Annotated in this window: 18 protein-coding genes; 16 read left to right on the forward strand and 2 right to left on the reverse strand. The window is 42.7% G+C overall.

The features are described from left to right. Positions 1 to 107: 107 nt before the first annotated feature. Positions 108 to 1400: a citrate synthase gene (gene gltA, locus H2245_RS03315; RefSeq protein ID WP_182405883.1), complete on the reverse strand. Its 1293-nt coding sequence runs from the start codon at positions 1398 to 1400 to the stop codon at positions 108 to 110. A 1245-nt stretch (positions 1401 to 2645) separates the two neighbouring features. Between gltA and sdhC the strand changes: the two genes are divergently transcribed. The 13 genes from sdhC to H2245_RS03380 all read left to right on the forward strand — a co-directional run bounded on the left by sdhC (position 2646) and on the right by H2245_RS03380 (position 21115). Continuing rightward, positions 2646 to 3032 carry a succinate dehydrogenase, cytochrome b556 subunit gene (sdhC, locus tag H2245_RS03320; RefSeq protein WP_182405885.1) on the forward strand — a complete coding sequence of 129 codons (387 nt, stop codon included), beginning with the start codon at positions 2646 to 2648 and terminating at the stop codon, positions 3030 to 3032. A gap of 20 nt (positions 3033 to 3052) precedes the next feature. Further along, the gene (gene sdhD / locus H2245_RS03325) at positions 3053 to 3439 is read left to right on the forward strand and encodes a succinate dehydrogenase, hydrophobic membrane anchor protein (protein WP_310734118.1); all 387 of its coding nucleotides are present in this window, start codon (positions 3053 to 3055) and stop codon (positions 3437 to 3439) included. A gap of 269 nt (positions 3440 to 3708) precedes the next feature. Further along, a complete protein-coding gene (sdhA, locus tag H2245_RS03330) occupies positions 3709 to 5559 on the forward strand; it encodes a succinate dehydrogenase flavoprotein subunit (RefSeq protein WP_182405888.1) in 1851 nt (616 codons plus the stop codon). A gap of 195 nt (positions 5560 to 5754) precedes the next feature. Beyond that, positions 5755 to 6465: a succinate dehydrogenase iron-sulfur subunit gene (locus H2245_RS03335; protein ID WP_182405890.1), complete on the forward strand. Its 711-nt coding sequence runs from the start codon at positions 5755 to 5757 to the stop codon at positions 6463 to 6465. Between the two features lie 1077 nt (positions 6466 to 7542). Further along, the gene (locus H2245_RS03340; RefSeq protein ID WP_182405892.1) at positions 7543 to 10407 is read left to right on the forward strand and encodes a 2-oxoglutarate dehydrogenase E1 component; all 2865 of its coding nucleotides are present in this window, start codon (positions 7543 to 7545) and stop codon (positions 10405 to 10407) included. 196 nt (positions 10408 to 10603) lie between these two features. Further along, on the forward strand, positions 10604 to 11833 hold the full coding sequence (odhB, locus tag H2245_RS03345) for a 2-oxoglutarate dehydrogenase complex dihydrolipoyllysine-residue succinyltransferase (protein ID WP_182405894.1): 1230 nt from the start codon (positions 10604 to 10606) through the stop codon (positions 11831 to 11833). 340 nt (positions 11834 to 12173) lie between these two features. Next, positions 12174 to 13622 carry a dihydrolipoyl dehydrogenase gene (gene lpdA / locus H2245_RS03350; RefSeq protein ID WP_182405895.1) on the forward strand — a complete coding sequence of 483 codons (1449 nt, stop codon included), beginning with the start codon at positions 12174 to 12176 and terminating at the stop codon, positions 13620 to 13622. Positions 13623 to 13760: 138 nt separating this feature from the next. Beyond that, entirely contained in the window at positions 13761 to 14927 is a 1167-nt protein-coding gene (gene sucC, locus H2245_RS03355) for an ADP-forming succinate--CoA ligase subunit beta (RefSeq protein ID WP_182405897.1), read from the forward strand. A gap of 100 nt (positions 14928 to 15027) precedes the next feature. Then, entirely contained in the window at positions 15028 to 15903 is an 876-nt protein-coding gene (sucD, locus tag H2245_RS03360; RefSeq protein ID WP_062534534.1) for a succinate--CoA ligase subunit alpha, read from the forward strand. Between the two features lie 120 nt (positions 15904 to 16023). Further along, positions 16024 to 17064: a UDP-glucose 4-epimerase GalE gene (gene galE, locus H2245_RS03365; RefSeq protein ID WP_182405899.1), complete on the forward strand. Its 1041-nt coding sequence runs from the start codon at positions 16024 to 16026 to the stop codon at positions 17062 to 17064. 79 nt (positions 17065 to 17143) lie between these two features. Further along, positions 17144 to 18016, forward strand: a complete 873-nt coding sequence (locus H2245_RS03370) for a UTP--glucose-1-phosphate uridylyltransferase (RefSeq protein ID WP_182405901.1) — start codon at positions 17144 to 17146, stop codon at positions 18014 to 18016. Continuing rightward, on the forward strand, positions 18009 to 19670 hold the full coding sequence (pgi, locus tag H2245_RS03375) for a glucose-6-phosphate isomerase (RefSeq protein WP_182405903.1): 1662 nt from the start codon (positions 18009 to 18011) through the stop codon (positions 19668 to 19670). Before H2245_RS03370 ends, pgi begins: the two co-directional genes overlap by 8 nt. Positions 19671 to 19750: 80 nt before the next feature. Further along, the gene (locus H2245_RS03380; RefSeq protein WP_182405905.1) at positions 19751 to 21115 is read left to right on the forward strand and encodes a UDP-glucose/GDP-mannose dehydrogenase family protein; all 1365 of its coding nucleotides are present in this window, start codon (positions 19751 to 19753) and stop codon (positions 21113 to 21115) included. A 115-nt stretch (positions 21116 to 21230) separates the two neighbouring features. Here H2245_RS03380 and H2245_RS03385 read toward each other — a convergent pair whose 3' ends face one another. After that, entirely contained in the window at positions 21231 to 22718 is a 1488-nt protein-coding gene (locus H2245_RS03385) for a phosphomannomutase CpsG (RefSeq protein WP_182405906.1), read from the reverse strand. A 198-nt stretch (positions 22719 to 22916) separates the two neighbouring features. Between H2245_RS03385 and mazG the strand changes: the two genes are divergently transcribed. The 3 genes from mazG to pcnB all read left to right on the forward strand — a co-directional run bounded on the left by mazG (position 22917) and on the right by pcnB (position 26929). After that, the gene (mazG, locus tag H2245_RS03390) at positions 22917 to 23831 is read left to right on the forward strand and encodes a nucleoside triphosphate pyrophosphohydrolase (protein ID WP_220464368.1); all 915 of its coding nucleotides are present in this window, start codon (positions 22917 to 22919) and stop codon (positions 23829 to 23831) included. Next, positions 23815 to 24252, forward strand: a complete 438-nt coding sequence (locus H2245_RS03395; RefSeq protein ID WP_259365063.1) for a helix-hairpin-helix domain-containing protein — start codon at positions 23815 to 23817, stop codon at positions 24250 to 24252. Before mazG ends, H2245_RS03395 begins: the two co-directional genes overlap by 17 nt. Before the next feature lie 211 nt (positions 24253 to 24463). Next, complete coding sequence (gene pcnB / locus H2245_RS03400) at positions 24464 to 26929, forward strand: polynucleotide adenylyltransferase PcnB (protein WP_182405908.1); 2466 nt, start codon at positions 24464 to 24466, stop codon at positions 26927 to 26929. Positions 26930 to 26977 lie beyond the last annotated feature (48 nt).

Genomic DNA, 26977 nt, shown 5'->3' on the forward strand with positions numbered 1-26977 from the left:
TTAATTTAGACTTCTAACTAAGGGCAGACACAAATTTTAGCAATAAAAAATCCTGCACGCGGCAGGATTTTTTTAATAATTTTAATTAAATGGCACTTAAGCGTAGATTATTTACGCTCTTCAACTTTAACAAAATCACGACGCGTTTCACCGGTATATAACTGGCGTGGGCGACCGATTTTGAATGGCTCGCTGTGCATCTCAAGCCAATGGCTGATCCAGCCAGAAGTACGGGCTAGCGAGAAAATCACGGTAAACATTGACGTTGGGATACCGATGGCTTTTAAGATAATGCCAGAGTAAAAATCAACGTTTGGATACAGGTTACGCTCGATGAAGAACGGGTCTTCTAAAGCGATTTTTTCCAGCTCCATTGCAAGCTCAAGCTTAGGATCGTTGATACCAAGTGCTTGTAATACTTCATCACACGTCTCTTTGAGCACTTGTGCGCGTGGATCAAAGTTTTTATAAACACGGTGACCAAAGCCCATAAGTTTTACTTCACGGCTCTTCACTTTTTCCATAAATGCAGGCACGTTTTCAACCGTACCGATTTCATCTAACATCTCAAGAACAGCTTCGTTCGCGCCACCATGTGATGGACCCCATAGCGCAGCAATACCCGCTGCGATACAAGCGTAAGGGTTTGCGCCCGTAGAACCAGCCAAACGTACTGTAGACGTTGAGGCATTTTGTTCATGATCCGCATGCAACGTGAAGATTTTGTCTAGCGCTTTAGCGATGATTGGGTTCACTTGAAAATTAACATCAGCAGGCGTAGCAAACATCATATACACGAAGTTTTCCGCATAAGTGAAGTCATTACGTGGGTACATGAACGGTTCACCCTGTGAGTATTTATAACTCATCGCGGCAAGTGTTGGCATTTTAGCAATGAGGCGAATCGCAGTGATTTCGCGATGGCGCTCATCGTTGACGTCAAAGCCTTCATGGTAGAACGCTGATAGAGCACCAACTACACCAACCATAATTGCCATCGGATGCGCGTCACGGCGGAAGCCTTCAAAGAATTTACGCAATTGATCGTGTACTGCAGTATGGCTATGGATTTTTTTATAAAACTCTATTTTCTGCTCAGCGTTTGGCAGTTCGCCATTAATCAATGCGTAAGCTACTTCTAAATATTCAGCGTTATTTGCCAACTGATCAATAGGGTAGCCACGATATAATAGCTCGCCTTTACCACCATCGATAAAAGTAATTTTTGACTCAACAGGAGCCGTTACCATAAAACCTGGATCATAAGTCCAGTAGCCCGCTTTTTGAAAAGCAGCGACATCGATAACTGACGGTCCTAAAGTACCTTCAGTAATAGGAAGTTGGTAATCCTTACCATCTACTGTTAGCGTGGCATTATTCTCAGCTACATTCTCAGCCATAATTTCCTCTCCATTGGTTTTTAGAGTAAAGATGCTATCGACGTATAATGTCGAGTACGACCAGTCAAAAGCGATCATCGCCTACTGTCTGATCTAACAATCTAGTTATATTAACAGTAAAGCTGCAACATTTGAAAAGAGTTTTAGTACGCCAGCGCCCAATTTACATGCTTTTGAGACGGTTACTGCCTGTAATTTTTGTATCAAAATATGTCTGCTTGGTAATTTTGCACGGTTCTTAAGCGTTTTGCGCCATAATCAATCAGATGTTATAGTGATAATAAACGTATCTTTTTAATAACATATTAACAACAATTTCTATAAGAATTTTGGTAGTGATAGACAGCGTATGGATGAGCGTAGACCTATTTTATTCGTTTAAGCCATGAAAGTAGTAAATCGTTTATGAAAATTATGAACAGACTGATGATCTTCTTAAACAGTAGAGCACGTCACAATTATTTATGGGATAAATTTGTATTTAATGGTCCGCCCTTTTATAATTAACATGATTTAAAACAAATCGTTTTATACAAAGCTAATATGATGGTATATCAAATCTTCTCATAACTTATCGTTTAGTTTAGCCGATTTCTTAAACGCTTTTTAAAACAGTATTTTTATATTAAGATTTTGAGATTAGAAATTTGTCAATACAGTCTTAATTTTTTTATATAAGGCTTTTTTGTATAGAGCTATGTTGTAGCAATTAGTTTTGATGGTAAATGGCGTGCAAATTGATAATGATGACAGGTATCAACGACAATGAAGTGAAGTAGTATCCATTAGCTAATAAATAGGATATATCGACGTTTACAAAACAGAGGTTTTTATGTTTTGTTACGATTGACTAAACATTTTACTGACTCAGCAAACTTTTGTGTCTTGAATGTTTCTATTATATGTTCTATTTTAAAAGTAGTCGTCATGTAGTTTTCCTTAATAAAAGATGGCTAAGAAAAGTTATTTTTTTTATGTTAAGGCGCTTGGGAATGATGATATGCTCATATTAAGTGGGTGGATGTGCTTTATATATGTTTTGTTCCTGTTATATGGTATATGAGCGGCATTTCCCTATGTTATATGTCACTATCATGATTTATTTACACGCTATTAACTTTACATTAACAAGGTCAGCTAGCTAGCTATCCCTTAACTTATTCGTCTCGTGCAGTGCTACATACTTTTAGGGTGCATATAGCCCGCTGGTGTCTCTAGTTACTGCAAAAGTATAACCGCAAAAGGATGCCCGCTGTGAAAAGCAACCGACCCATAAATCTGCCACTGAGCCAAGTGATTAGCGTTAATCGATCACCCATTGCGATTGCTTCAATTCTGCATCGAATCTCCGGCATTATCTTATTCTTACTTATTCCAGTTATGTTATGGATACTGCAAAACTCTTTGGCGTCGCCTGAGAGCTTTGAGACGGTGTTCGATAACGTGCTCGTACGCTTTTTGGCGTGGATATTTGTCGCGGCCATTGCTTATCACTTTGTGATGGGTATGAAGCATTTATTTGCTGATATGGGCACGAACGAAGAATTTAAGTCTGCAAGTACGGCGTCTATCGTCAGCTTCGTGATTGCCGCCATTCTAATTGCCGCGTCATTTGTATGGGTGATGTTCTAATGAATAAACATGATTCAAGTATTAAAAGCGCCACTGGTCTGACAAGTTCAGGTAGCCGCGATTGGATTGTTCAGCGTATCAGTGCCGTTGTTTTAGCAGTTTATAGTGTGGTGCTGCTGGGATTCTTTCTAACCCACGGTGATGTGGACTTTTATGAATGGTCAGGGTTTATGACCAGTCTGCCCATGCGCCTATTTAGCTTGATTGCGGTACTTGCGCTTGCAGGGCACGCTTGGGTTGGGATGTGGACAGTATTTACGGATTACATCACGACGGGTAAGTTGGGTCCTAGTGCCTCAGGTCTACGTTTGGTATTACAGTCTTTAATGATTATCGCTATTTTAGTTTTCTTATTTTGGGGCATCATGATTTTTTGGGGTAGTGGCTTCGGTGTCGTTGCCGTTTAACTTTTAAATCTTATTGACTCATTGAATAAAACAACTAAATGTATGTACGGTAGCGTCAGCTTTAATGCGACCGTCTTTCTTTAGAAGGAATGGGTCAATAGCCATATTAAAGTCATCAAGTCGGATTAAGTGGACAATGCCCGTATTAATGGCACACTTTATGACGATGATTATGCACATTGATATGCACATTTTAGTAAGTGGTTAAAGGGGTTCACACCGCCTTTGTCTTTACTTCACAAGCATTAACAGGCATTAGGAAAACTACAATGGCAACAAGACAAGACAATACAATCAGTAATATCAAAACCCTTAACTATGATGCGGTCATCGTTGGTGGTGGCGGCTCAGGGATGCGGGCATCATTGCACTTAGCTCAATCAGGCATGAAGGTCGCAGTACTAACCAAGGTGTTTCCAACACGTTCACATACTGTGGCGGCGCAAGGTGGTATTGGTGCCAGTCTCGGTAATATGAGCAATGATAACTGGCACTTTCACTTTTATGACACCGTTAAAGGGTCAGATTGGTTAGGTGACCAAGATGCTATTGAGTTCATGTGCCGTGAAGCGCCAAAAGTGGTATATGAGCTTGAACACATGGGCATGCCGTTTGACCGCAACGAAGATGGCACAATTTATCAGCGTCCGTTTGGGGGTCATACCTCAAACTATGGCGAAAAAGCGGTTCAACGTGCCTGTGCTGCGGCTGACCGTACAGGTCATGCGCTACTACATACGTTATATCAAAAAAACCTTGAGCAAGGAACTGAGTTCTTTATCGAGTGGATTGCGCTTGATTTAATTAAAGACGAAGAGGGTAACATCAATGGCGTGATTGCGCTGGAGCAAGAAACTGGCACAGTGGCAGTATTCCAATCCCCGGTTACAGTACTGGCAACGGGCGGCGCAGGTCGCATCTTTGCTGCATCAACCAATGCTTATATCAATACGGGTGATGGTATTGGCATGGCAGTTCGTGCAGGTATTCCATTACAAGATATGGAGTTTTGGCAATTCCACCCAACCGGCGTTCACGGCGCTGGCGTGCTATTGACCGAAGGTTGCCGCGGTGAAGGCGCAATCTTACGCAATAAAGATGGCGAAGCCTTTATGGAGCGTTATGCGCCAACCGTAAAAGACTTAGCCCCGCGTGATTTGGTTTCTCGTTCTATGGATCAAGAAATCAAAGAAGGTCGTGGCTGTGGTCCGAATGCTGACCATATCGTGATGGATATGACACATTTGGGTGTTGAAACCATCATGAAGCGCTTGCCATCGGTATTTGAGATTGGTAAAAACTTCGCAAACGTTGATATCACCAAAGAGCCAATCCCTGTTATCCCAACCATTCACTATATGATGGGCGGTATACCGACTACCATTCATGGTCAAGTTATCACCCCTGACCTAGAAGCTGGTGCAGATGAAGACGGCTTATATCAAAAAGGCAATGTGGTTAAAGGTCTTTACGCGATTGGTGAATGCGCTTGCGTCAGTGTCCACGGTGCCAACCGTTTGGGTACCAACTCATTACTCGACTTAGTCGTCTTTGGTCGTGCAGCTGGTAAACATATCGTCGATGAATTCCATCAAACAGATCACAACTACAAGCCATTAGATACCCATGTTCTTGACTATACTGTTAAGCGTTTAGACAAGTTGCAGCAGTCAACTTCAGGATACAATGCACAAGAAGTAGCAGATGAAATTCGTGCCATCATGCAAACACATGCCAGCGTATTCCGTACCCAAGCCATGATGGATGAAGGCGTCAGACAAATTCTAGCGCTAGAAGACAAGATTGATCAGATTCATCTTGCTGATAAATCACAAGTATTCAATACCGCGCGTATTGAAGCTTTTGAAGTGGCAAATTTATATGAAGTAGCGAAAGCGACTATGGTATCAGCAGCACATCGTCATGAAAGTCGTGGCGCGCATAGTGTAGCGGACTATGACCGTCCTGAAGATGATGACTACGCACCAAACGGTCGTAACGACCACGACTGGATGAAGCATACCTTATGGTATGCTGAAGGTAACAAAATCATCTATAAGCCAGTGCGCAAAATCCCACTGACTGTAGATTATGTTGAACCAAAAGTCCGTGTCTACTAATTAGCCCAATTATTAGCAAAATAAGCAATCGTGTCCGTTATAGGCACGAATAGCTTAAACGTTTTATCCCTTATTAATTTATTAAAAAGTTGACCGCCAGCGACAATGTTATATCAGTACTAGAGCATGTGTTCTAGTGCTGACATAAGACCTCTTTTGTCCGCCAGCCATCATCTTAAGTGTGGAGTTTAGCTTATGAGCCGTGGTACTCGCACCATCGAAATCTACCGCTACGATCCGGATCAGGACGCAGCGCCACGTATGCAAACCTATACGATTGAGCTACTTGACTCCGATCGTATGTTGCTTGACGTACTTTTACGTTTAAAATCTCAAGATGAAACCCTAACTTTCCGACGCTCATGCCGTGAAGGTATTTGCGGCTCGGATGGGATGAACATCAATGGTAAAAATGGTTTGGCGTGTTTGATTAACATGAACACCTTGCCAGAAAAAGTAATCGTTCGTCCTCTACCAGGTTTACCAGTCGTTCGTGATTTGGTCGTCGACATGAACCAATTTTATGAACAGTATGAAAAAGTTCACCCGTTCTTAATTAACGATCAGCCAGCGCCACCTACTGAGCGCTTGCAATCTCCTGAACAACGGGAAAAAATGGATGGTTTGTATGAGTGTATTCTATGTGCTTGCTGTTCAACGAGCTGCCCATCGTTCTGGTGGAATCCAGATAAATTCTTAGGTCCAGCAGCATTATTAAACGCCAATCGCTTTGTTGTCGATAGCCGTGATACTGATACGCGCGCCCGTTTAGCGCGTCTGGACGACCCGTTTAGTTTATTCCGTTGCCGCGGTATCATGAATTGTGTGATGGTGTGTCCAAAAGGCTTGAATCCAACCAAAGCCATTGGTCATCTGCGTAATTTACTACTAGATCAAGCGGGCTAATATAGCTGCTGACTGCCTAATTGCTATAAAAAAACACCGCCCATATATGAGCGGTGTTTTTTTATGCTTATCGTAATATAATAAGCTGCCAATTGTTAACTGTCTTTCATACAGAGCTGCTCAGGTCACAGAGACATCTCTCGATGTAATGCTAAGGCAATATCACGTTGATACCATGTAAAAAATTACCCTAAATTTACCATCTATCCGTATAGTGGCATTGTTTATCAATAATTACTTAGTAATCTTTATTGGCTTGCTAAAGATGCCATTAAGAGTATTAAAACAGAGTTTCTCATAAGGATTTTTACTAAAAGATTTGTTTAAGCTGGTACGCTAGGCAAGATTTTGCTAAAAAAATAGCAATATCTTAAAACTTGGGATAAAAATATGCTTATAAAGGTGTTATTATAGCAACGTTAAAATTTATCTATGGTTAGCAATAACCAAATTTTACCTCGATTAAACGACATCTGGATAACACAGCTATAAGCAGCCTGATGATAATGGGTATTTATTACATAAATACCTAGTATTGAACAAACAAACTATGGCTTGTGGTTTATACGTGTTACCCTAGATAGCAATGTATGTTTGGCAAAAAACAGCGTTTATCAGTCAAGGAAAGACTTTTGCAGCAGGAAATAGCTGAGTAATTAGCTAGCTGAATGATATATCTATTAATACAGCCTTTTAAAGGTTGAGGTTATTGCCTTACAAGGTACGTTAATCATAAATAGACTATGGCTGATGTCAGTATATATGAGTTAATTTTGTGGAACGAGGCAAGAAACAAGACCGAACGTTCACAAATAATTAACACTGTCAGTAGTGATGGTGCCACCTAGTCTATATTCATTCGATGTATCTATGGTAGCAACTTGCAGAACTTTGTAAGCTCAAGCATTATCAACGTTGAGTTTATAGAACACTGGCAGTCAGTAATAACCTCTCAGCAATCGCATTCCTTGCAAATAGTATCCTATGGTATACGCCACTGTATAGCGCCCTGCATATAACGGATTACACAACAATAAGCACGATTCCATTCATTTATCTATCAAATAGACGATTATTATGAATAGTATAACTAAACAAGCAGTTAATGTAGATCATACAGAACTCGCTGCCGACAATGCCCATTATATCGAATCCCTCTACGAGCAGTTTTTAAGCGACCCTGATAGCGTCGATGCGGATTGGCAGGATTATTTTAAACAATACCAATCGCCAAATGACGCGCCGCATAATGCCATTCAAGACCAGTTCTTACTGCTTGCGCGCAATCAAACTGCGAATAAGGTACCAACTGGCACTACTAGCACGTCTGGTAGTACGGCAAACTGTGCTGACCCTAAACAGATGGGCGTTCAACAGCTTATTTCTGCTTATCGTCGCCGTGGTCATCGCCGCGCTCAGCTTGATCCGTTACAGCTACATCCGCGCGCTGCGGTTGAAGATTTAACGTTAGCGTATCATGGCTTATCAGACGCTGATCTTGATACCGTATATTCTACGGGCGATTTGAGCATCGGTAAGTCTGAAGCACCATTACGCGAAATTATTGAAATCATGGAGCGTGTTTATTGCCGTCATATCGGTATTGAATATATGCACGTGACCACCAGCACTGAAAAGCGTTGGATGGAAAAATATTTAGAAACCAATCACGGTCATATCGAATTCGATAAAGACAAGCGTTTGTCTATTCTTGAGCGTTTGACGGCAGCTGAAGGGCTTGAAAAGTATCTAGCTCGTAAATATACCGGTGTGAAGCGTTTTGGCTTGGAAGGCGGCGAAAGCTTTATTCCTGCTATCAATGAAATCATCCAACGTGCTGGCGGTTATGGCACCAAGGAAGTAGTCATTGGTATGGCACACCGTGGACGCTTAAACTTATTGGTTAACGTTCTAGGCAAGAACCCAGCTGATTTGTTTGATGAGTTTGATGGTAAAGTACAGCCAGAAAAAGGCTCAGGCGACGTTAAATATCATAACGGTTTTTCTTCTAACGTTATGACTCCAGGCGGCGAGACGCATTTAGCCCTTGGTTTTAATCCATCGCATCTTGAGATCGTTTCTCCTGTGATTCAAGGTTCAGTTCGCGCGCGCCAAGTACGTCGTAACGATACTACTGGTAATCTGGTTTTACCTATTGTTATCCATGGTGATGCTGCTTTTGCCGGTCAAGGCGTGGTGCAAGAGACTTTCCAGATGTCACAAACTCGTGCTTATACCACTGGTGGCACTGTACGTATCGTTATTAATAACCAAGTTGGTTTTACCACCAGCCGTCAAGAAGATGCGCGCTCTACTGAATATTGTACCGATGTGGCAAAAATGGTTCATGCGCCAATTCTGCACGTTAACGGTGATGATCCTGAGTCCGTTATATTTGCGGCTCAGCTTGCGCTTGATTACCGCCATGAATTTGGTAAAGACATCATTATTGACTTGTTTTGCTATCGACGTAACGGTCATAACGAAGCGGACGAGCCGTCTGCAACTCAGCCACTCATGTATGCAGTCATCAAAAAATTACCAACGACCCGCACTATTTATGCCCAAAAGCTAATTGCTGAAGGCGTGCTGACTGCTGAAGAAGAAACCAAATACGAAGATGAGTATCGTGAATCATTAGATCGTGGCGAATATGTAGCGAACTCTCTGGTTCTTGAGCCTTCTTCAGACTTATTTGTAGATTGGTCGCCATACTTAAATCATGATTTGCAAGACGACTGGGATACCAGTGTCGATATTGAAAAACTAAAAGCCTATGGTCGCCGTATGGCTGAGATGCCAGAAGGCTACAAGTTACAGCGTCAGGTACAAAAAGTCGTTGAACAGCGTCTAGCTATGCAAACAGGCGAAGAGCCATTAAACTGGGGTGCGGCTGAAACGTTAGCGTATGCCACTTTAGTTGATAACGATGACCTGATGGTTCGTATCACCGGTGAAGACGTTGGTCGTGGTACTTTCTCGCATCGTCATAGCGAGCTGTTCAATATGGAAGATGGAAGCATGTATGTGCCGCTTGCCCATATTAGCGAAGACCAAGCCCGCTTTGCCACTTATAACTCATTGTTATCAGAAGAAGCGGTATTAGCCTTTGAATACGGTTATGCAACCACTGTTCCTAATGCGTTAATCATTTGGGAAGCGCAGTTTGGTGACTTTGTTAACGGTGCTCAAGTAGTTATCGACCAGTTTATCGCTAGTGGCGAGACCAAATGGCAGCGCGTTTGCGGCTTGACCATGTTGTTACCACACGGCTTTGAAGGTCAAGGTCCTGAGCATTCATCTGCTCGCCTTGAGCGCTTCTTACAGTTGTGTGCTGAAGACAATATGCAAGTTATCACGCCAACGACTCCAGCCCAGATATATCATGCGTTACGTCGCCAAGGCGTTCGCCCGATTCGTAAGCCTTTGATTGTTATGTCGCCAAAGAGCTTGCTGCGTCATAAGCTGGCAACGTCTCAACTAGAAGAATTGGCAACTGGCAAGTTTGAAACAGTCTTATCAGATGTCGATAATGTCAATCCAGAACAAATCACACGTCTCGTCTTGTGTGGTGGTAAGGTTTATTATGACTTGCTTGAACAGCGCCGCGCTTTAGGTCTTGACCATGTCGCGATCGCTCGTATCGAGCAGTTGTATCCACTACCAGAAGAGCGCTTAGTAGCTGAAATTGAAAAATACAGCAACTTAGCTGAGATTGTATGGACACAAGAAGAGCCGCTCAATCAAGGTGCTTGGTATTACTTAGCGCCTGAGATGTACCGTATCGTTGTGCCACATCCAACTAAAGCTCGTATTCTTGATCCGGTTGCGCGTCCTGCTAGTGCAGCACCAGCTACAGGTTCTGCTAAAATACATTTACAGCAGCAGCAAGCATTGGTTGCTGGTGGTCTTGGCATTAGCGTCGATGAGTTGGCTAAATAACTTATTCCAGCTATGACAATTTCAGCAAGAATTTTAAAGCGTTAAATAACATTTTATCAATCAGGCGATGGCAGCCAGTATCTATTAGACTATTTATCCATAGTTTTTACCTATAGCATTACTATGGATGATAGATACGGGTTGTTCATCACGACTTCATAATAAATAGTAATATCTACATCTAAGGAGTATATCGATGGCTGAGATTAAAGCCCCCGTTTTTCCAGAATCGGTTGCCGACGGTACAATCGTTGAATGGCATGTCACTGAAGGTCAACAGGTTAATCGTGATGATCTATTAGCTGAAATTGAAACTGACAAAGTAGTATTAGAGGTGGTTGCACCAGATAATGGTGTTGTAACTCGAATTGTTAAGCATGTTGACGATACTGTATTGTCAGATGAGCTGATTGCAGAATTCGAAGCCGGCGCAAGCGCTAGTGCCGCACCTGCAGCTGAGTCTGCTCCAGTTCAAGAAAAACAAGCAACTGATGGCGGCGCACCTGTACAAGCAAACGCTAGTACTGGCGGTGTGGAAGCAGATCATAAAGATCAAAGCCCAGCAGTGCGCAAAGCAGCTAAAGAATCTGGCGTTGATCCTAAAGATGTTGAAGGCAGTGGTCGTGGCGGCCGTGTTACCAAAACAGATATGGCAAGTCCAACGCTAAAATCAGACAGCTCTATCAAATCTGATAGTGGTCGTCCAGTTGCTGAGTCTGTCGGTGAGCGTACTGAAAAACGTGTACCAATGACGCGTCTTCGTAAGACAGTTGCGAATCGTCTGCTAGCCGCTTCTCAAGAAACGGCAATGTTAACTACTTTTAACGAAGTGAACATGAAGCCATTGATGGAGCTCCGTGCGCAATATAAAGACCGTTTCGAAAAACGTCATGGTGTACGTTTAGGCTTTATGTCTTTATTCGTACGTGCTGCTACTGAAGCATTAAAACGTTTCCCAGCGGTTAATGCCTCATTAGACGGCGATGATATCGTCTATCACGGTTTCTACGATATCGGTGTTGCGGTATCTTCAGATCGTGGTCTTGTAGTACCAGTATTACGTGATACCGATCGCATGAGCATGGCTGATGTCGAAGGCAAAATCCGTGAATTGGGCGGTTTGGCACAAAAAGGCAAACTTGGTCTAGAACACATGACTGGCGGTACGTTTACCATTTCAAATGGCGGCGTATTTGGTTCATTGATGTCAACGCCAATTTTGAACCCACCCCAAACGGCTATTCTAGGGATGCATGCTATTAACGATCGCCCAATGGCAGTTAATGGTAAAGTTGAAATTCTACCAATGATGTATCTTGCGCTATCTTATGACCACCGTATGATTGATGGTAAAGAAGCAGTACAGTTCTTAGTTACTATTAAAGAGTTGGTTGAAGATCCATCACTACTTTTATTAGACCTATAAGTTGATAAGCTTGTATTGGCAATGGCTGATACAAGCTTTTTAAACCCTGTAATACGGGTGTATCTTGTAGTCTCATAGGATAACTCTTAACATCTTGTATATTAAAATATGAGATATTAATAATTCTCTATCTCTTATTGCGTCAAAAATCATATTTTTATAATTCTAATCGTTATTTGTGACTATAAATAACTGATAAAACACCCATGTCTTCAAGCCCATTTGGCTATAAGGCGTGCACTATGTTTATCAAACAATAATAGTTTTATAGAGAATACTGGCTTTATTAAAGATATGCAGAATAAGTGACACGATAAACAAAACATGGAAGCGTATTACTATGAAAGATAATTATGATTTAGTCGTCATCGGCGGTGGTCCTGGTGGTTATGTAGCTGCTATTCGTGCAGCTCAACTAGGTATGAGCGTTGCTTGTATCGAAAAGCGTATTTATAAAGGCACGCCTGCACTTGGCGGTACTTGTTTAAACGTCGGTTGTATCCCATCAAAGGCCTTACTTGATAGTTCGCATCGTTATGAAGCAACTAAGCATGACCTTGATGAGCATGGTATCAGCACTGGTGAAGTTGCTATCGATATCGAAACCATGATTGGCCGCAAAGAAGCTATCGTTAAGCAATTAACCGGTGGTATTGAGGGTTTATTTAAAGGTAACGGTATCGACTGGCTACAAGGTTGGGGTACTTTAGTTGACGGTAAAGGTAGTGACAAAAAAGTTAAATTCACAGCTGAAGATGCTGCTGAGTCTACTATTACCGCAAAGAATGTTATCCTTGCCTCAGGTTCTATCCCTATCGATATTCCAGTTGCCAAAACTGATCATGACCGTATCGTTGACTCAACGGGTGCATTAGACTTCACTGAAGTACCTAAGCGTTTAGGCGTAATCGGTGCTGGTGTTATCGGTCTTGAGCTAGGCTCTGTATGGCGTCGTCTAGGTTCAGAAGTAGTAGTATACGAAGCGCTACCTAGTTTCTTAGCTGCTGCTGATAAAGACATCGCTAAAGAAGCTGCTAAGATGTTCAAAAAGCAAGGCCTTGATATCCGTGTTGATACCAAAGTTATCAAAGCAGAAATCGATGGTGATGAAGTTGTGGTCACTAGTGAGAACAAAGGCGAGTCAACAGAACAGCGTTTTGATAAGCTCATCGTTTGTGTTGGTCGTCGTGCTTACTCAGAAAAATTGCTAGGTGAAAACAGCGGCATTACCTTGACTGAACGTGGCCTAATCGACGTTAATGATCAATGTAAAACCAATCTTGATGGCGTTTATGCTATCGGCGATCTAGTACGTGGCCCTATGCTTGCGCACAAAGCATCAGAAGAAGGCATCATGGCCGTTGAGCGCATTCATGGCGAAAAAGCCCAAGTTAACTATGACACTATTATTAACGTCATTTATACGCATCCAGAAATCGCATGGGTAGGTATGACTGAGCAAGAAGCTACTGAGGCAGGTTTTGAAGTTAAAACTGGCTCATTTAGCCTAGCAGCTAATGGTCGTGCCTTGGCTCAAAGTGAAGGCGAAGGCTCTATCAAAGTCGTTGCTGATGTTAAAACGGATCGTCTACTAGGTATGCATGCTATCGCTGCTGGCGCTGGTGACATCGTCCATCAAGGTATGATTGCGATGGAATTTGTATCAAGCATCGAAGACTTACAGTTGATGACGTTTGCGCATCCAACCATCTCAGAAGCAGTACATGAAGCAGCTTTATCAGCTGATGGCCGTCCTATTCATGCCATCCAGCGCAAAAAACGTAAATAAATTACGATTTACCCTGACTTCTAATGTCTTACCTATTAGATTATAGGTATGGCATTGAAAGTCAAAAGTGCGCCAAACTGATGTGGACGCGCATTTATTTTCACTTTTATTAATTGTAAAAAATAAAGGATACAATCAATGAATTTACATGAGTATCAAGCAAAAGAGCTGCTAAAAAGCTACGGTTTGCCAATTCAAGAAGGCATCATTGCCTATAGTGGCGACGAAGCAGCAGCTGCTTTTGATAAAAACCCAACCGATATCGCTGTGATTAAAGCACAGGTACATGCTGGTGGTCGCGGTAAAGCGGGCGGCGTGAAATTGGTTAAGACGCGCGAAGAAGCCAAGCAAGTGACGGATGAGCTTATCGGCACGAACTTAGTAACGTATCAAACTGATGCCGCTGGTCAACCAGTGAACTTCGTATTGGTTGCAGAAGATATGTACCCAGTACAAACTGAGCTATATCTTGGTGCTGTTGTTGACCGCTCTTCACGTCGCGTGACGTTTATGGCATCAACTGAAGGCGGTGTTGATATTGAAGAAGTTGCTAACAATACGCCAGAGAAAATCTTTAAAACGAGCATTGATCCATTGGTTGGTTTATTGCCATTCCAAGCGCGTGAAGTGGCGTTTAAATTGGGTCTTGAAGGCAAGCAAATCAATCAATTCGTTAAATTGATGTCTGGTGCTTATCAAGCATTCATCGAAAACGACATTGATTTACTTGAAATCAACCCATTAGCGGTTCGCGAAAATGGCGAAATCGTTTGTGTTGACGGCAAGATTGGTATCGATTCAAATGCTCTATATCGTCTGCCTAAAATCGCAGCGTTACAAGACAAGTCACAAGAAAATGAGCGCGAGCTTAAAGCGGCTGAGTTTGACCTAAACTATGTTGCCCTTGAAGGTAATATCGGTTGTATGGTTAACGGTGCTGGTCTTGCAATGGCAACGATGGACATCATCAAATTGTACGGCGGCAAGCCTGCTAACTTCTTGGACGTTGGCGGCGGGGCAACTAAAGATCGCGTTGTTGAAGCTTTCAAGATTATCCTTGAAGACAGCAGCGTTGAAGGTGTTTTAATTAACATCTTCGGTGGTATCGTACGTTGTGACATGATTGCAGAAGCTATTATCGCTGCTATCAAAGAAGTTGACGTTAAAGTACCTGTTGTTGTCCGTTTAGAAGGTAACAACGCTGAGCTTGGCGCAAAAATTCTAGAAGAATCTGGTCTGAAATTAATCTCAGCTCAAGGTTTATCAGATGCTGCTCAAAAAATCGTTGACGCTGTTAAAGCCTAATCGCCCAAGCGTAACAGGCGTCTGCTGTCACTCTTAGTCGTTAACATTTAACGCAGGATAGGCAGATGCCTACAAGACAACCGCATACAAGGATAAAGTAATGAGTGTATTAATTGATAAAGATACCAAAGTATTGGTACAAGGTTTTACTGGTAAAAATGGTACGTTCCACTCAGAACAAGCCATCGAATATGGTACTAAAGTAGTAGGCGGTGTAACTCCTGGTAAAGGCGGTCAAACGCATTTAGGTTTGCCAGTATTCAACACCATGAAAGAAGCAATGGCAGCTACCCAAGCTGACGCTTCTGTTATTTATGTACCTGCACCTTTTGTACTAGATTCTATCGTTGAAGCGATTGACGCTGGTGTGAAGTTGATTGTTGTGATCACTGAAGGCGTACCAACGCTTGATATGCTAAAAGCCAAACGCTACCTTGAAGAAGCAGGCGATGTACGTCTGATTGGTCCTAACTGCCCAGGCGTCATCACTCCAGGTCAGTGCAAAATCGGTATCATGCCAGGTCATATCCATCAGCCAGGTAAAGTGGGCATCATCTCACGTTCTGGTACTTTGACCTATGAAGCCGTTGCTCAAACCACGAAACTTGGTTTTGGTCAATCAACATGTATCGGTATCGGTGGTGATCCGATCCCTGGTATGAACCAGATTGATGCGCTTAAATTGTTCCAAGAAGATCCACAAACTGAAGCAATTATCCTAATCGGCGAAATCGGCGGTACTGCTGAAGAAGAAGCAGCTGCTTATATCAAAGATCATGTAACTAAACCAGTCGTTGGTTATATTGCTGGCGTTACTGCACCTGAAGGCAAGCGTATGGGTCATGCCGGCGCTATTATCTCTGGCGGTCAAGGTACTGCTGAAGATAAATTTAAAGCGTTTGAAGCGGCAGGTATTGCTTACACGCGTGACCCATCAAAATTGGGTGAGAAACTAAAAGAAGTAACAGGCTGGTAAGTCGTTATAGAAATATAAACATAAGTTTATCATTGAGTGCATAAACTGACTTGATATACAGTAAAGACACCCCTACAATGGGGTGTCTTTTTTTGTTTGAAAATTGCTTTGGATGTCAATATGGAAAATAATAAAAATAAAATCTTAGTGACTGGTGGCGCAGGGTATATCGGTTCTCATACATGTATTGCTTTGCATGAAGCAGGCTACGAGATTGTTATCTATGACAATTTATCTAATAGTAGTAAGGAAGCTATTAACCGTGTCTCTAGTTTGATTGGTAAGCCCATCGAATTTATTGAAGGTGACATTCGTGATGCTGAGTCATTAAGAAAAGTTTTTACAGCGCATCAGTTTTTTGGGGTCATTCACTTTGCTGGTCTTAAAGCGGTTGGCGAATCAGTCGCTAAGCCCTTAATGTATTATAGTAATAATGTTAGTGGCACCATTACTTTGCTTGAGGTTATGGCAGAATATAAGGTAACCAATCTTGTTTTTTCTTCTTCAGCGACTGTTTATGGTGATCCTGAAACCCTACCTATTAATGAGAGCTCGAAGCGCTCCTGTACCAATCCTTATGGTCAAAGCAAACTGGTCGTCGAGCATATTTTAGAAGACTTAGCCACATCTAATAAACAATGGAATTTAATTAACTTACGCTACTTTAATCCAGTTGGTGCGCATACTTCAGGCCAAATTGGCGAAGATCCTAATGATATTCCTAATAATCTAATGCCTTATATTTCGCAAGTTGCTGTCGGCAAACTTACTAAACTGAATATTTTTGGCAATGATTATCCGACAGTAGATGGTACGGGCGTGCGTGATTACATTCATGTGACGGATTTGGCAAAAGGTCACGTGGATGCGCTACGCTATGCTGAACACCAAACAACCCCTGTAGGTTTTATGCCGATTAATTTAGGTACAGGCAAAGGTAGCTCAGTATTAGAGTTGGTCACTGCATTTGCAGAAGTTACAGGGCAAAAAATTCCTTATCAATTCACAGCGCGTCGTGCGGGTGATATTGCCAGTTGTTATGCCAGTGCTGACAAGGCAAAACAATTACTGGGCTGGGAAGCAACGCATACGATTACCGACATGTGCGCGGATACATGGCGCTGGCAAAGTATGAATCCATATGGCTATAAAGCATCCTAAACGTATTCTAATTTCATGACCTTATATTTAACTCATACTGGTTTATTATGGATACTTATTTTAGTATAGCGATAGAATTATGAAAAGAATTACCTATGCTGTTATTCCTGTTGCTGGTTTTGGTACGCGGATGCTGCCATTATCTAAGTCCGTACCTAAAGAGTTATTACCGTTAGGTAATCGTCCTGCGATTCATTATGTGGTGGAAGAGGCTATTGCTGCTGGCATTAAGCACATCGTCTTGGTTGGACATGCGCAAAAAAGTGCAATTGAAAATTACTTTGATATCAATGCTGAGCTAGATAATCAGTTACGCAATAAAGGTAAAAATGAGCTGGCAGATAGTCTCAATTGGTTACCTAAGGATGTTACGATATCTATGATACGTCAGGGTAAATCTTTGGGACTCGGTCATGCAGTATTGGCAGCTCGTCCTATTATTGGTCAGCATGACTTTGCCGTATTGCTGCCTGACGTAGTCATTGATCCTTTTAAGACTGATATCAACCGCGATAACTTAGCCTTTATGCTGGCTGAGTTCGAGCAAAATGGGCATTCGCAAATACTTGTTGAGGAAGTTGCCGATGAAGATGTGTCGAAATTCGGTATTGCTAAGCTTAGTGATGCAATTGACTATACTAAAAATAAACATGTGAATGCGAGCTTTAAAGTAGCGGGCTTTGTCGAAAAACCCGATTTAGCCGATGCCCCATCACGGCTTGCCGTAGTTGGTCGCTATGTCTTTAATAATGTAATCTTTGATTATCTAACAAACACTAAGCCTTCTGTCGATGGTGAAATTCAGTTGACCGATGCAATCGACGCGCTGATTAACCAGCATGGCGTTAACGTGACGACGATGCTTGGCGACAGTTACGATGCAGGCGATATACAGTCCTACATGCAGGCATTCATTTATTTTGCTCAACAACAATTGGTCATCAATGAATAATTCCATAATAAATAAGTCGTACAGTAGTGCACGTCAGTCTAAATACTGGACGCAATTGCAAACTCTTGCTGATCAGTCATGGTCATTAGCAGCTCTATTTGAGCACGATAAAACCCGTACTCATCGTTATAGCGCCCAAAATGGTGCGTTATATATGGACTATAGCAAGCAATGTATCGATGATACTGTGCTAATGAATTTATTAAACCTCGCTAATAGTGGCGATTTGCAAGACCGTATTAAAGCGCTATTACAAGGCGCTATGGTGAATACCAGTGAAGAACGCGCCGCTTTACATACCGCGCTGCGTTTACCGGCTAGCGCACAGTTGCAAGTTGGCACACAAGACGTTGTGATGGATGTGCATCATAGTCTCACCCAAGTAGAGCGCCTATCTGCGCGTATTCGTAATGGCACATGGCGAGGATTTTCGGGTAAAGCCATTACCGATGTGGTCAATATTGGCGTTGGCGGTTCTGATTTAGGTCCACTAATGGCAGCGACTGCCCTTGATGAGTGGGCAGACACCTCAATTAAGGTGCATTTTGTCTCTAATATGGATGGTAGCCAATTAGATAACTTGCTTAAGCGATTGAGCGCAGAAACAACACTTTTTATTATCTCATCTAAGTCTTTTGGCACGGTAGATACACTCTCTAATGCTAAGACAGCACTATCATGGTTACTTGCTACGGCTACCTTGCGTGCCGGTACAGAGGGTAGCGTACTGCGTCGACACTTTATTGGTATCTCTGCCAATAGTGAAAAAATGAATGCCTGGGGTATTCATCCCGAGCATCAATTGCAGCTTTGGGATTGGGTAGGGGGACGCTTTTCCCTATGGTCCGCCATCGGGCTTGCGATAGCCATTCGTATTGGTATGCCACAGTTTCGTGAACTGTTGGCAGGTGCACACAGCATGGATGTGCATTTTGCCAGTGCTGATTTTGCAGATAACCTGCCAGTATTATTAGGATTGCTTGCCGTTTGGAATAGCACCTTTTTACATATTCATGCGCATACGGTGCTGCCTTATGATGGGCGCTTGGGTTATCTGCCAAGCTATTTAACTCAGCTTGAAATGGAAAGTAATGGCAAATCAGTTACTCATGATGGCGAACATATCGATTATGATACCTGCCCGATTTTATGGGGCGAGATTGGTTCTGATGCGCAGCATGCATTTTATCAACTGCTACATCAAGGGACTCAGCACGTGTCTTGTGACTTTATTGCCTGCGTCCGTCATTATAGTGATGACGTACAAAATGAATCGCTACAGCATCAGCATGAATTGTCGTTAGCCAACTGTTTGGCGCAAAGTCGTGTATTGGCCTTTGGTAATGCCGCGATCGCAGATACAAGTGCTGTATGTCCTGCAGATAAATATAAACATTATCGTGGCAATCAGCCCTCAACTACCTTACTGATTGATGAGCTAACCCCGCATAGTTTGGGTGCATTGATTGCACTTTACGAGCATAAAGTATATGTCATGGCCAGTATTTGGGACATAAATCCATTTGACCAATGGGGCGTTGAGATGGGCAAGCAGATGGCAGAGACGGTTTATCAAGCTTTGCAGCAAGAGCGCACAGACTCTTTTGATAGCTCAACCAATCAGCTGCTTGCGCATATCAGACAGTTGTCTTAACCTTGTTAAAGAAGATATAAATATAGATATAGCGCCGCAGTTTATCTGCTAACCAATCATTTAACATATAAAGGTAGCCCATGTCACCTGTTTCTATACATAGCGCTAAACCGCCTATGCCTAAAAATTCTGACGTTTGTGTCATCATCGGTCATGGTATTGAGGCTATCACCAGCGCGGTGGTGCTGGCAAGTTTAGGAAAAGTGGTACATCTACACGCGGATCAGATGCTACTTGAAAAGTATATACAACAGTACGGATTTGAGTATCACTTGCAAGCACTGTGGCAATTGTACATTCAGCAGCAGCAGATTGTCAGTATAGCAATAGCGCCCAGTGCAGAGATGGTTATTGCTAACTATGAAGCAGCCAAAATGCATCAGGGTACTGACCAAGTGAAAGCAGCTTTTTATTGGCTATTCTTAGACAGTGTGCAGTCGATATGGTCAGAGAACAATTGGTTAGCTGCTTTTAATCACAGTCATGAGCAAAAGCTGCCAATCATTATCAGTGGCAGTAGCACATTGGGTCAGGCGTCCTCATTAGCTCAGCGTTTACAGCGTGCGTGGGTGTATTATGTACCGTTTATTTTCCTACAAGATGGTGACGCTTTTAGCTCAATGTTGACCCCTTCGTTATGGCTATTGGGTGAGAAAACGCCTGATAGTAGTCAGCATTTACCTGCTCTACAGACTTTAATGCAACATGCGCGTACTTACCATTGTGCTGATATTGCTACCATTGAGTTTGCGCGTAGCAGTATTATGGCTATGCTTGCCACACGCGTGAGCCTAATGAATGAGATGTCGCGTCTTGCTGATAGTCATAAGGTCGATATTCAGCAAGTCAGTCATATTATGGGCTTAGATGAGCGGGTTGGACGCAGTTATTTGCAGGCAGGCTGGGGCTTTGGTGGTAATACGTTGCCAGCAGAATTAACACAGCTTGAACAGGCTGGACATGCCAGTCGCGTAGAGATGCCAATTTTACAAGCGGTGCGATATATTAATGAAGACCAAAAAGAGCTTATCTTTCGCAAATTTTGGCAATATTTTGATGGATTTATTGACCATAAAACAGTCGTAATTTGGGGCGGTAGCTACAAAGCGGGTTCAGGTCGTACAGCCGGATCGGCTATTCATCCTCTTTTACATTTATTATGGTCATATAATATTACTACCCTTGTCTATAGTGATAAGGCACAACCTGAACTGACAAACTTATATCATGACCAGCCTTTACTACAGCTGATCGACAGCCCTTATGAGCAAATAGAGAGTGTGCAAGCTGTCTTTATTATTAGCTGGTCGCCACAAGAAAATTTGGATATAGCGCGACTTAATCAGCAGGCGATGCCTATATTTGATGCGCAAAATGCTTTAACGCGCGCGCAAATAGAGACATTAATAAGCGACTATATAGGCATTGGTCGTGCTAAATCGTAGCAAGCTTGCCACTATAAAATCGTTATTATCAAACTAAAAAAGGGCTGATTTATTAATAAATAAATCAGCCCTTTTTAATAGTAAATACCTTATATGACATTATTACTTATAATTATTAGGCACGTACTGCGCCTTGTTCAGCAAGCCAATGTTCAATATCCTGCGTTTTTGTTGACAGTAATTGACCATCACCGCGTGTTTCAATATTAAGCCGGATTAATGGTTCCGTATTAGAGGCGCGTAGATTAAAGCGCCATTCCCCAAAGTCAAGACTGAGACCATCGAGCGTTGATTTAACAGGCATGTCTGCGCTAAATTTTGCTTCAATATCTTTAATAATGGTTGGCGCATTATGGGTTGTTAAGCGAAAATTGAGCTCGCCTGAACTGGGAAATGCTGCGATATAGCCGGTTACCAACTCTGATAAGGTCTTGCCAGTTGTTGATAACAGCTCGATGGTTAATAACCACGGAATCATGCCACTGTCGCAATAACAAAAGTCGCGGAAATAATGATGCGCTGACATCTCACCACCGTATATCGCACCTGACTCGCGCATCACTTGTTTAATAAATGAATGACCTGATTTACTAACCACACCTTGACCGCCATGGTCTTTTATTACAGCTTCGGTGTTATATAGTACACGTGGATCGTAAACAATCGACTCGCCAGCATATTTATCTAAAAACGCTTGTGCCAGCATGCCGACCACATAACTACCGTCAATAAACTCGCCTGACTCATCAAATAAAAAACAGCGGTCAAAATCACCATCAAAGGCGATACCAAGATCGGCTTTATGGGCAATGACCGCTTGCTGAGTGGTGGCACGATTGGCTAAAATCATGGGGTTGGGAATACCATTGGGAAAGCTGCCATCAGGTGTGTGATGCAGTTTAATCACCTCAATCGGTGCGCCAGCTTGTGCCAGTTTATCAATCAATAAGTCAACGACTGGTCCTGCGCTACCGTTACCTGAATTGATCACCAATTTTAGTGGTTTTAACTTATTAGTATCAACAAAGCTCATAACGTGATTGATATAAGCGCTTTTATCGCTGAGTAGTTGTAGTTTCCCTTTGTCTGTAGGGGAAATAAATTGCCCGGATTCTGCCAGTTGTTGAATCTCAGCTAAACCGTCATCGGCGCTAATCGGTTTTGAGTGTTCTTTGACCAATTTTAAGCCATTATAATTAATTGGATTATGACTTGCCGTGACTTCAATGCCACCCAATGCATCATAATGACTGGTGGCAAAATAGACCTCTTCGGTGCCCGTCATGCCAAGATCAATCACATCAATACCAGCATCAATAATACCAGCAATGGTGGCTTGTTTTAATGACTTACTTGAATGGCGAATGTCACAACCAATGACAATTGCGGGATTGAGAGCCTTTAATTCATCAGTGGTATCAGCGCTATAGTAACGCTGACCTAATAGCTGACCAAACGCGCGTCCAATACGATAGGCAATGTCTTCATTAAGGTTAACCCCAAGCTCGCCACGAATATCATAGGCTTTAAAAGAGTCAATCGTAATAGATGCAAAAGTATTAGGCGGATGATAGGGTGATTGGACAGTAGGAGCCACAGTCATGATGATAAATTCCTTTTTTAATTATAAGCAGGGTAGCGGTGAAGGATGATTGAAATCAGATAGAGATAGGTGCAAAAAAAATAAGCCAACAATAATTGAATGATACACCATCTAAGAGAAGAATAGGGTAGCGGCATAGTCATCTTCACGCTATTATCTGTTCTAAAGAATAATGACATAAGCTTATGAGTAACCGTTATGAATCAAAAAACAAAGCATGAAGCCGTCAGTATAAACTCTAGCCAAAATAAGGTGTCGTTGCCTATTCCAGTAAAAGGAACGCCCAATGCCACAGGCAGTTTGCCGGATTTACTTGCATTAATGGCACGCCTGCGTAGCGATTGTCCATGGGATCAAAAACAAAGCAATCATAGCCTGATTCCGTATGCGATAGAAGAGGCCTATGAGCTTGCCGAAGCGGTTCAAAGCGATGATGATGACGATATCAAGGGTGAGCTTGGTGATGTGTTATTACAAGTTGTTTTCCATTGTCAGCTGTATGCTGAGCAAGGGCGCTTTGATTTGGCGGACGTTATTACTACCTTACAGGAAAAGCTGATTCGTCGCCATCCGCATGTCTTTGATGCAGAAAACTTGCAAGATGACGCTGCGGTTAAAGAGCGCTGGGATGAGATTAAAGCAGAAGAAAATCAAGCGCGTGCGCTACGTGGTAAGCCGCGCCGCCGTTTGGATACGTGTAAACCTGGTAGTGCGCTGATGCAAGCGCAAGACGTACAAAAACAAGCGTCAAAGTTGGGCTTTGATTGGGACGGACTTAGTGGCGCGTTGGAAAAGCTCGATGAAGAAATCAGCGAATTAAAAGTAGAGCTGGTTGATACGTCTAATGTTGTTAAGTCTAAAGATGAGATAAAGTCCAATATTAGTGAGATTGAAAAAGAGTTAGGCGACTGCATGTTTGCTTTGGTCAATGTTGCGCGTAAATTAAATCTGGACGCTGAAGCCGCTGCTTTAACGTGTGTACATAAATTTAAATCGCGATTTAGCTACATTGAGACGCAATTAGAAGCGCAAGGTAAGCGTATTGAGGATAGTGATTTGCTAGAGATGGAAGTATTGTGGGAGGCTGCTAAGCAGCATGAACGTGCAAAATAGCATGAAGACACAAGATGGAGAAATGACTGTTTTTACCTTAGGTAGGTCTTTTTTAAACATATTTACTTTAACTGTGCCGCGACTTATCTTTATTGCTTTATCAGCGCTAATATTCATTCTGCTAATCAGTAGCGCGCAAGCTGCACCGTGTTTTGATAATCCAAAAAGTGCCTATCACTACTTATTACAACAAGAAAAGCTCACCACCCAAGCGAGCACACAAATGGGAATTAATATTAACCGCGCCACAGAAAGCGAGCTGACATCCTTGCATGGTATTGGCAGCAGTAAAGCGCAAGCCATTATTTTATACCGAGAAATGTTTGGCGACTTTAAAAGTGTCGATGAGCTAGAAAAAGTGAAAGGTATTGGTCCAAAAACTATCGAAAAAAACCGCGCACGTTTACGAGTACAGCATTAAACAGGTGCTATTTAGCAGTGATAGTAGAAAAAACGGCTGAATAAAGAGTATGACTTTGGCAGTCGAACGCTATAACAGTGACAAAATAGCGCGTAACTATCTGTCATAACGCACCCAGCGCGACTAAAATTTGTTAAACTAGCGGATACATCCGCCCGATAAACGCTGTGTTCATCAGAGGTGGTTAAGAGTATTGGCAAGGAGTAGATGCATGGCCGAGCGTGCCGCCAAGCAGTTAGAACTGAATAAATCTGAATTACCCAATTCTATTACGGAAGTGATTGCCACTTTGTCCCGAGCTGGGTTTGACGCCTATATCGTCGGTGGCGGCGTGCGCGATACATTATTAGGTCTGAAACCAAAAGACTTCGATGCGGTCACCGATGCCAAGCCGCATGAGATTAAAGACGTGTTTGGCAAACGCTGCCGTATTATCGGTCGTCGCTTTCAGCTGGCACACGTCTACTCAGGTCGCGAATTGATTGAAGTGGCAACGTTTCGTGGACCACCTATCAATGATGCCAATACCAATCAAGACGGCATGATTCTTCGTGACAATGTTTGGGGCGATATTAAGCAAGACTTTGCCCGTCGCGATTTTTCAATTAATGCCCTTTATTATCAGCCGTTAAAAGGCGTGGTGCATGATTTTTGCGGTGCGCTTGATGATATTGATAATAAAATCATTCGCCTGTTGGGTGAGGCACCCGTACGTATCGAAGAAGATCCAGTACGTCTATTACGCGCCCTGCGTTTTAAAGCCAAATTGGGCTTTGAGTTTGATAACGCATTAGCCGCGCAGTTTCATTCAGGCAATTGGGCGCTGCTCGAGCAAATATCGCCGCATCGCCTTTATGATGAAACGCAAAAGATGTTCACTGGTGGCTACTTAGTGCCATTATTGCCATTGTTGTTTGAATCGGGCGCTATCGATAGCCTGATTATTTATCCACCGTCTGAGCCAAATGCACTGGTAAAACAGGTTGCTATCAATACCGATAAGCGTATTAATGCAGGTAAAAGTATCAATCCAGCATTCTTTTATGCCGCCTTATTGTGGGAAAATTATCTCCATCAGTTAGAGAAAGCCAAAAAGCGAAATATGCCTTTTGCTGATGCCCAGATGCAAGCGGCGGGCAAAGTGATTGACCGTCAACGTATTAAAACCGCCATTCCAAAATTTGCTGAACAGTTTATTCGCGATATTTGGTTATTACAGCCAAAACTTGCGGCACCGCGTAGCAAGCAAATCGAGCAACTGTCTGAGCATCCGCGTTTTCGTGCGGGCTTCGACTTTTTATTGTTGCGTGAACAATGTGGCGATGCTGAACATCCATTATCAGAATCGACTAATGGTATGGGCGACTGGTGGCAGACCTATCAGACCCTGACTGAACGCGAGCAGCAGCAAGCCATTGATGACTTCGATGAAAATATTCGTCGCGGTTCTTATAAGCGTGGGCGCGGACGCAATCGTCAGTCAGCTCAACCCGTAGCGGCAAATACTACCAGTCAACAAGCGGCTGACATGCAAAATCAGCCGTCAAATACAGAGCGTGCTAATAACGGTCGCGATAACTCGAATCAAAAAGCATTTGAGCGTCCAGTCAATAATCCAGCACAGGTCAATGATGCCTCTAACATTCCAGCACGTCGCCGCCGTGCCACGCAAAAATCAGACGCTTCTGAATCAGCTGTGCCAATAGTATCAACGTCGGTAAAAGTAACCAATCAGGTTAAGCAGTCTTCGCGCGCCGAGCAGATGAAGCAAGACAGCCATGAATTATCGCAATTACAACAGCTGTCATTGGCTAATCATGCGGGCGCTGCAAAACAGCACACGCGTCCATCAACACCGACACCGCTATTTGTCATTGAGCATGAGAACGTCGTTCCACCGCTTAAAAGACAACTGGTCCAAGATGACGCGTTGCAGTCTGAATCTGCGCAAGGTCGTCAAAGTCAGAAATCTGCTCAGCAAAAGCCAGTAACCAGTCAAAATGTGCCTAAAGCGAAGCAAGGTTCACACGCACAAGCGCATCAAGTGCAAACAACCACTAGCTTAGCGGTAGGGAAAGTATTAGATAAACCAGTTAATACCGAATCATCTAATAATGAGTCGTCTAATACTAAGTTGTCTCATGTCAAACCTCACGCTGTAAGTAAACTCACTGCCAAACGTACTATCGCGCAAGCACCGCAGTTGGTTACGATAGACAATGAGCCGGTACCGTATAAACGTCGTCGCCGTGTATCAAATAGTGTGGCTGAAAATACGTTAAGTAGTAATACTGAGCATTCAACGCCTAAAAAATCACAGTCTACAGATTCAGTATCTAAAGAATCAACACCTGTGAAATACGAGAAAAAAGCTCCTAAAGTAGTTCATCAGCCTAAACGTGATGTTCAGACTGAGACTGAAACTACTAAGGTTGAAGTGACGGGACAAGCAGAGCAATCGCCAGCACGTGCCAAACCTACCAAAGTACCAGTCAAAACTCCCAAAAATAAGGTATTGCCAATAGCAGATAACACGGCTGATGCTCAGAGTGCAGACAATGCAAACAGCGATGCTGCTTCTCAAAAAGCTTCTTCAGAGAAGAAAGCGGCTCAGCCAAATGCAGCAAATAAAGGACCTGTTCCTGCCAAGCGTCGTCGCCGTCAACCAAGCGAATAGCATGAGCAAGTAACTGGATTAACTTATGATAAATCCATTATTATAAGT

It is taken from the genome of Psychrobacter sp. GP33 (assembly GCF_014119005.1).
Classification (GTDB): domain Bacteria; phylum Pseudomonadota; class Gammaproteobacteria; order Pseudomonadales; family Moraxellaceae; genus Psychrobacter.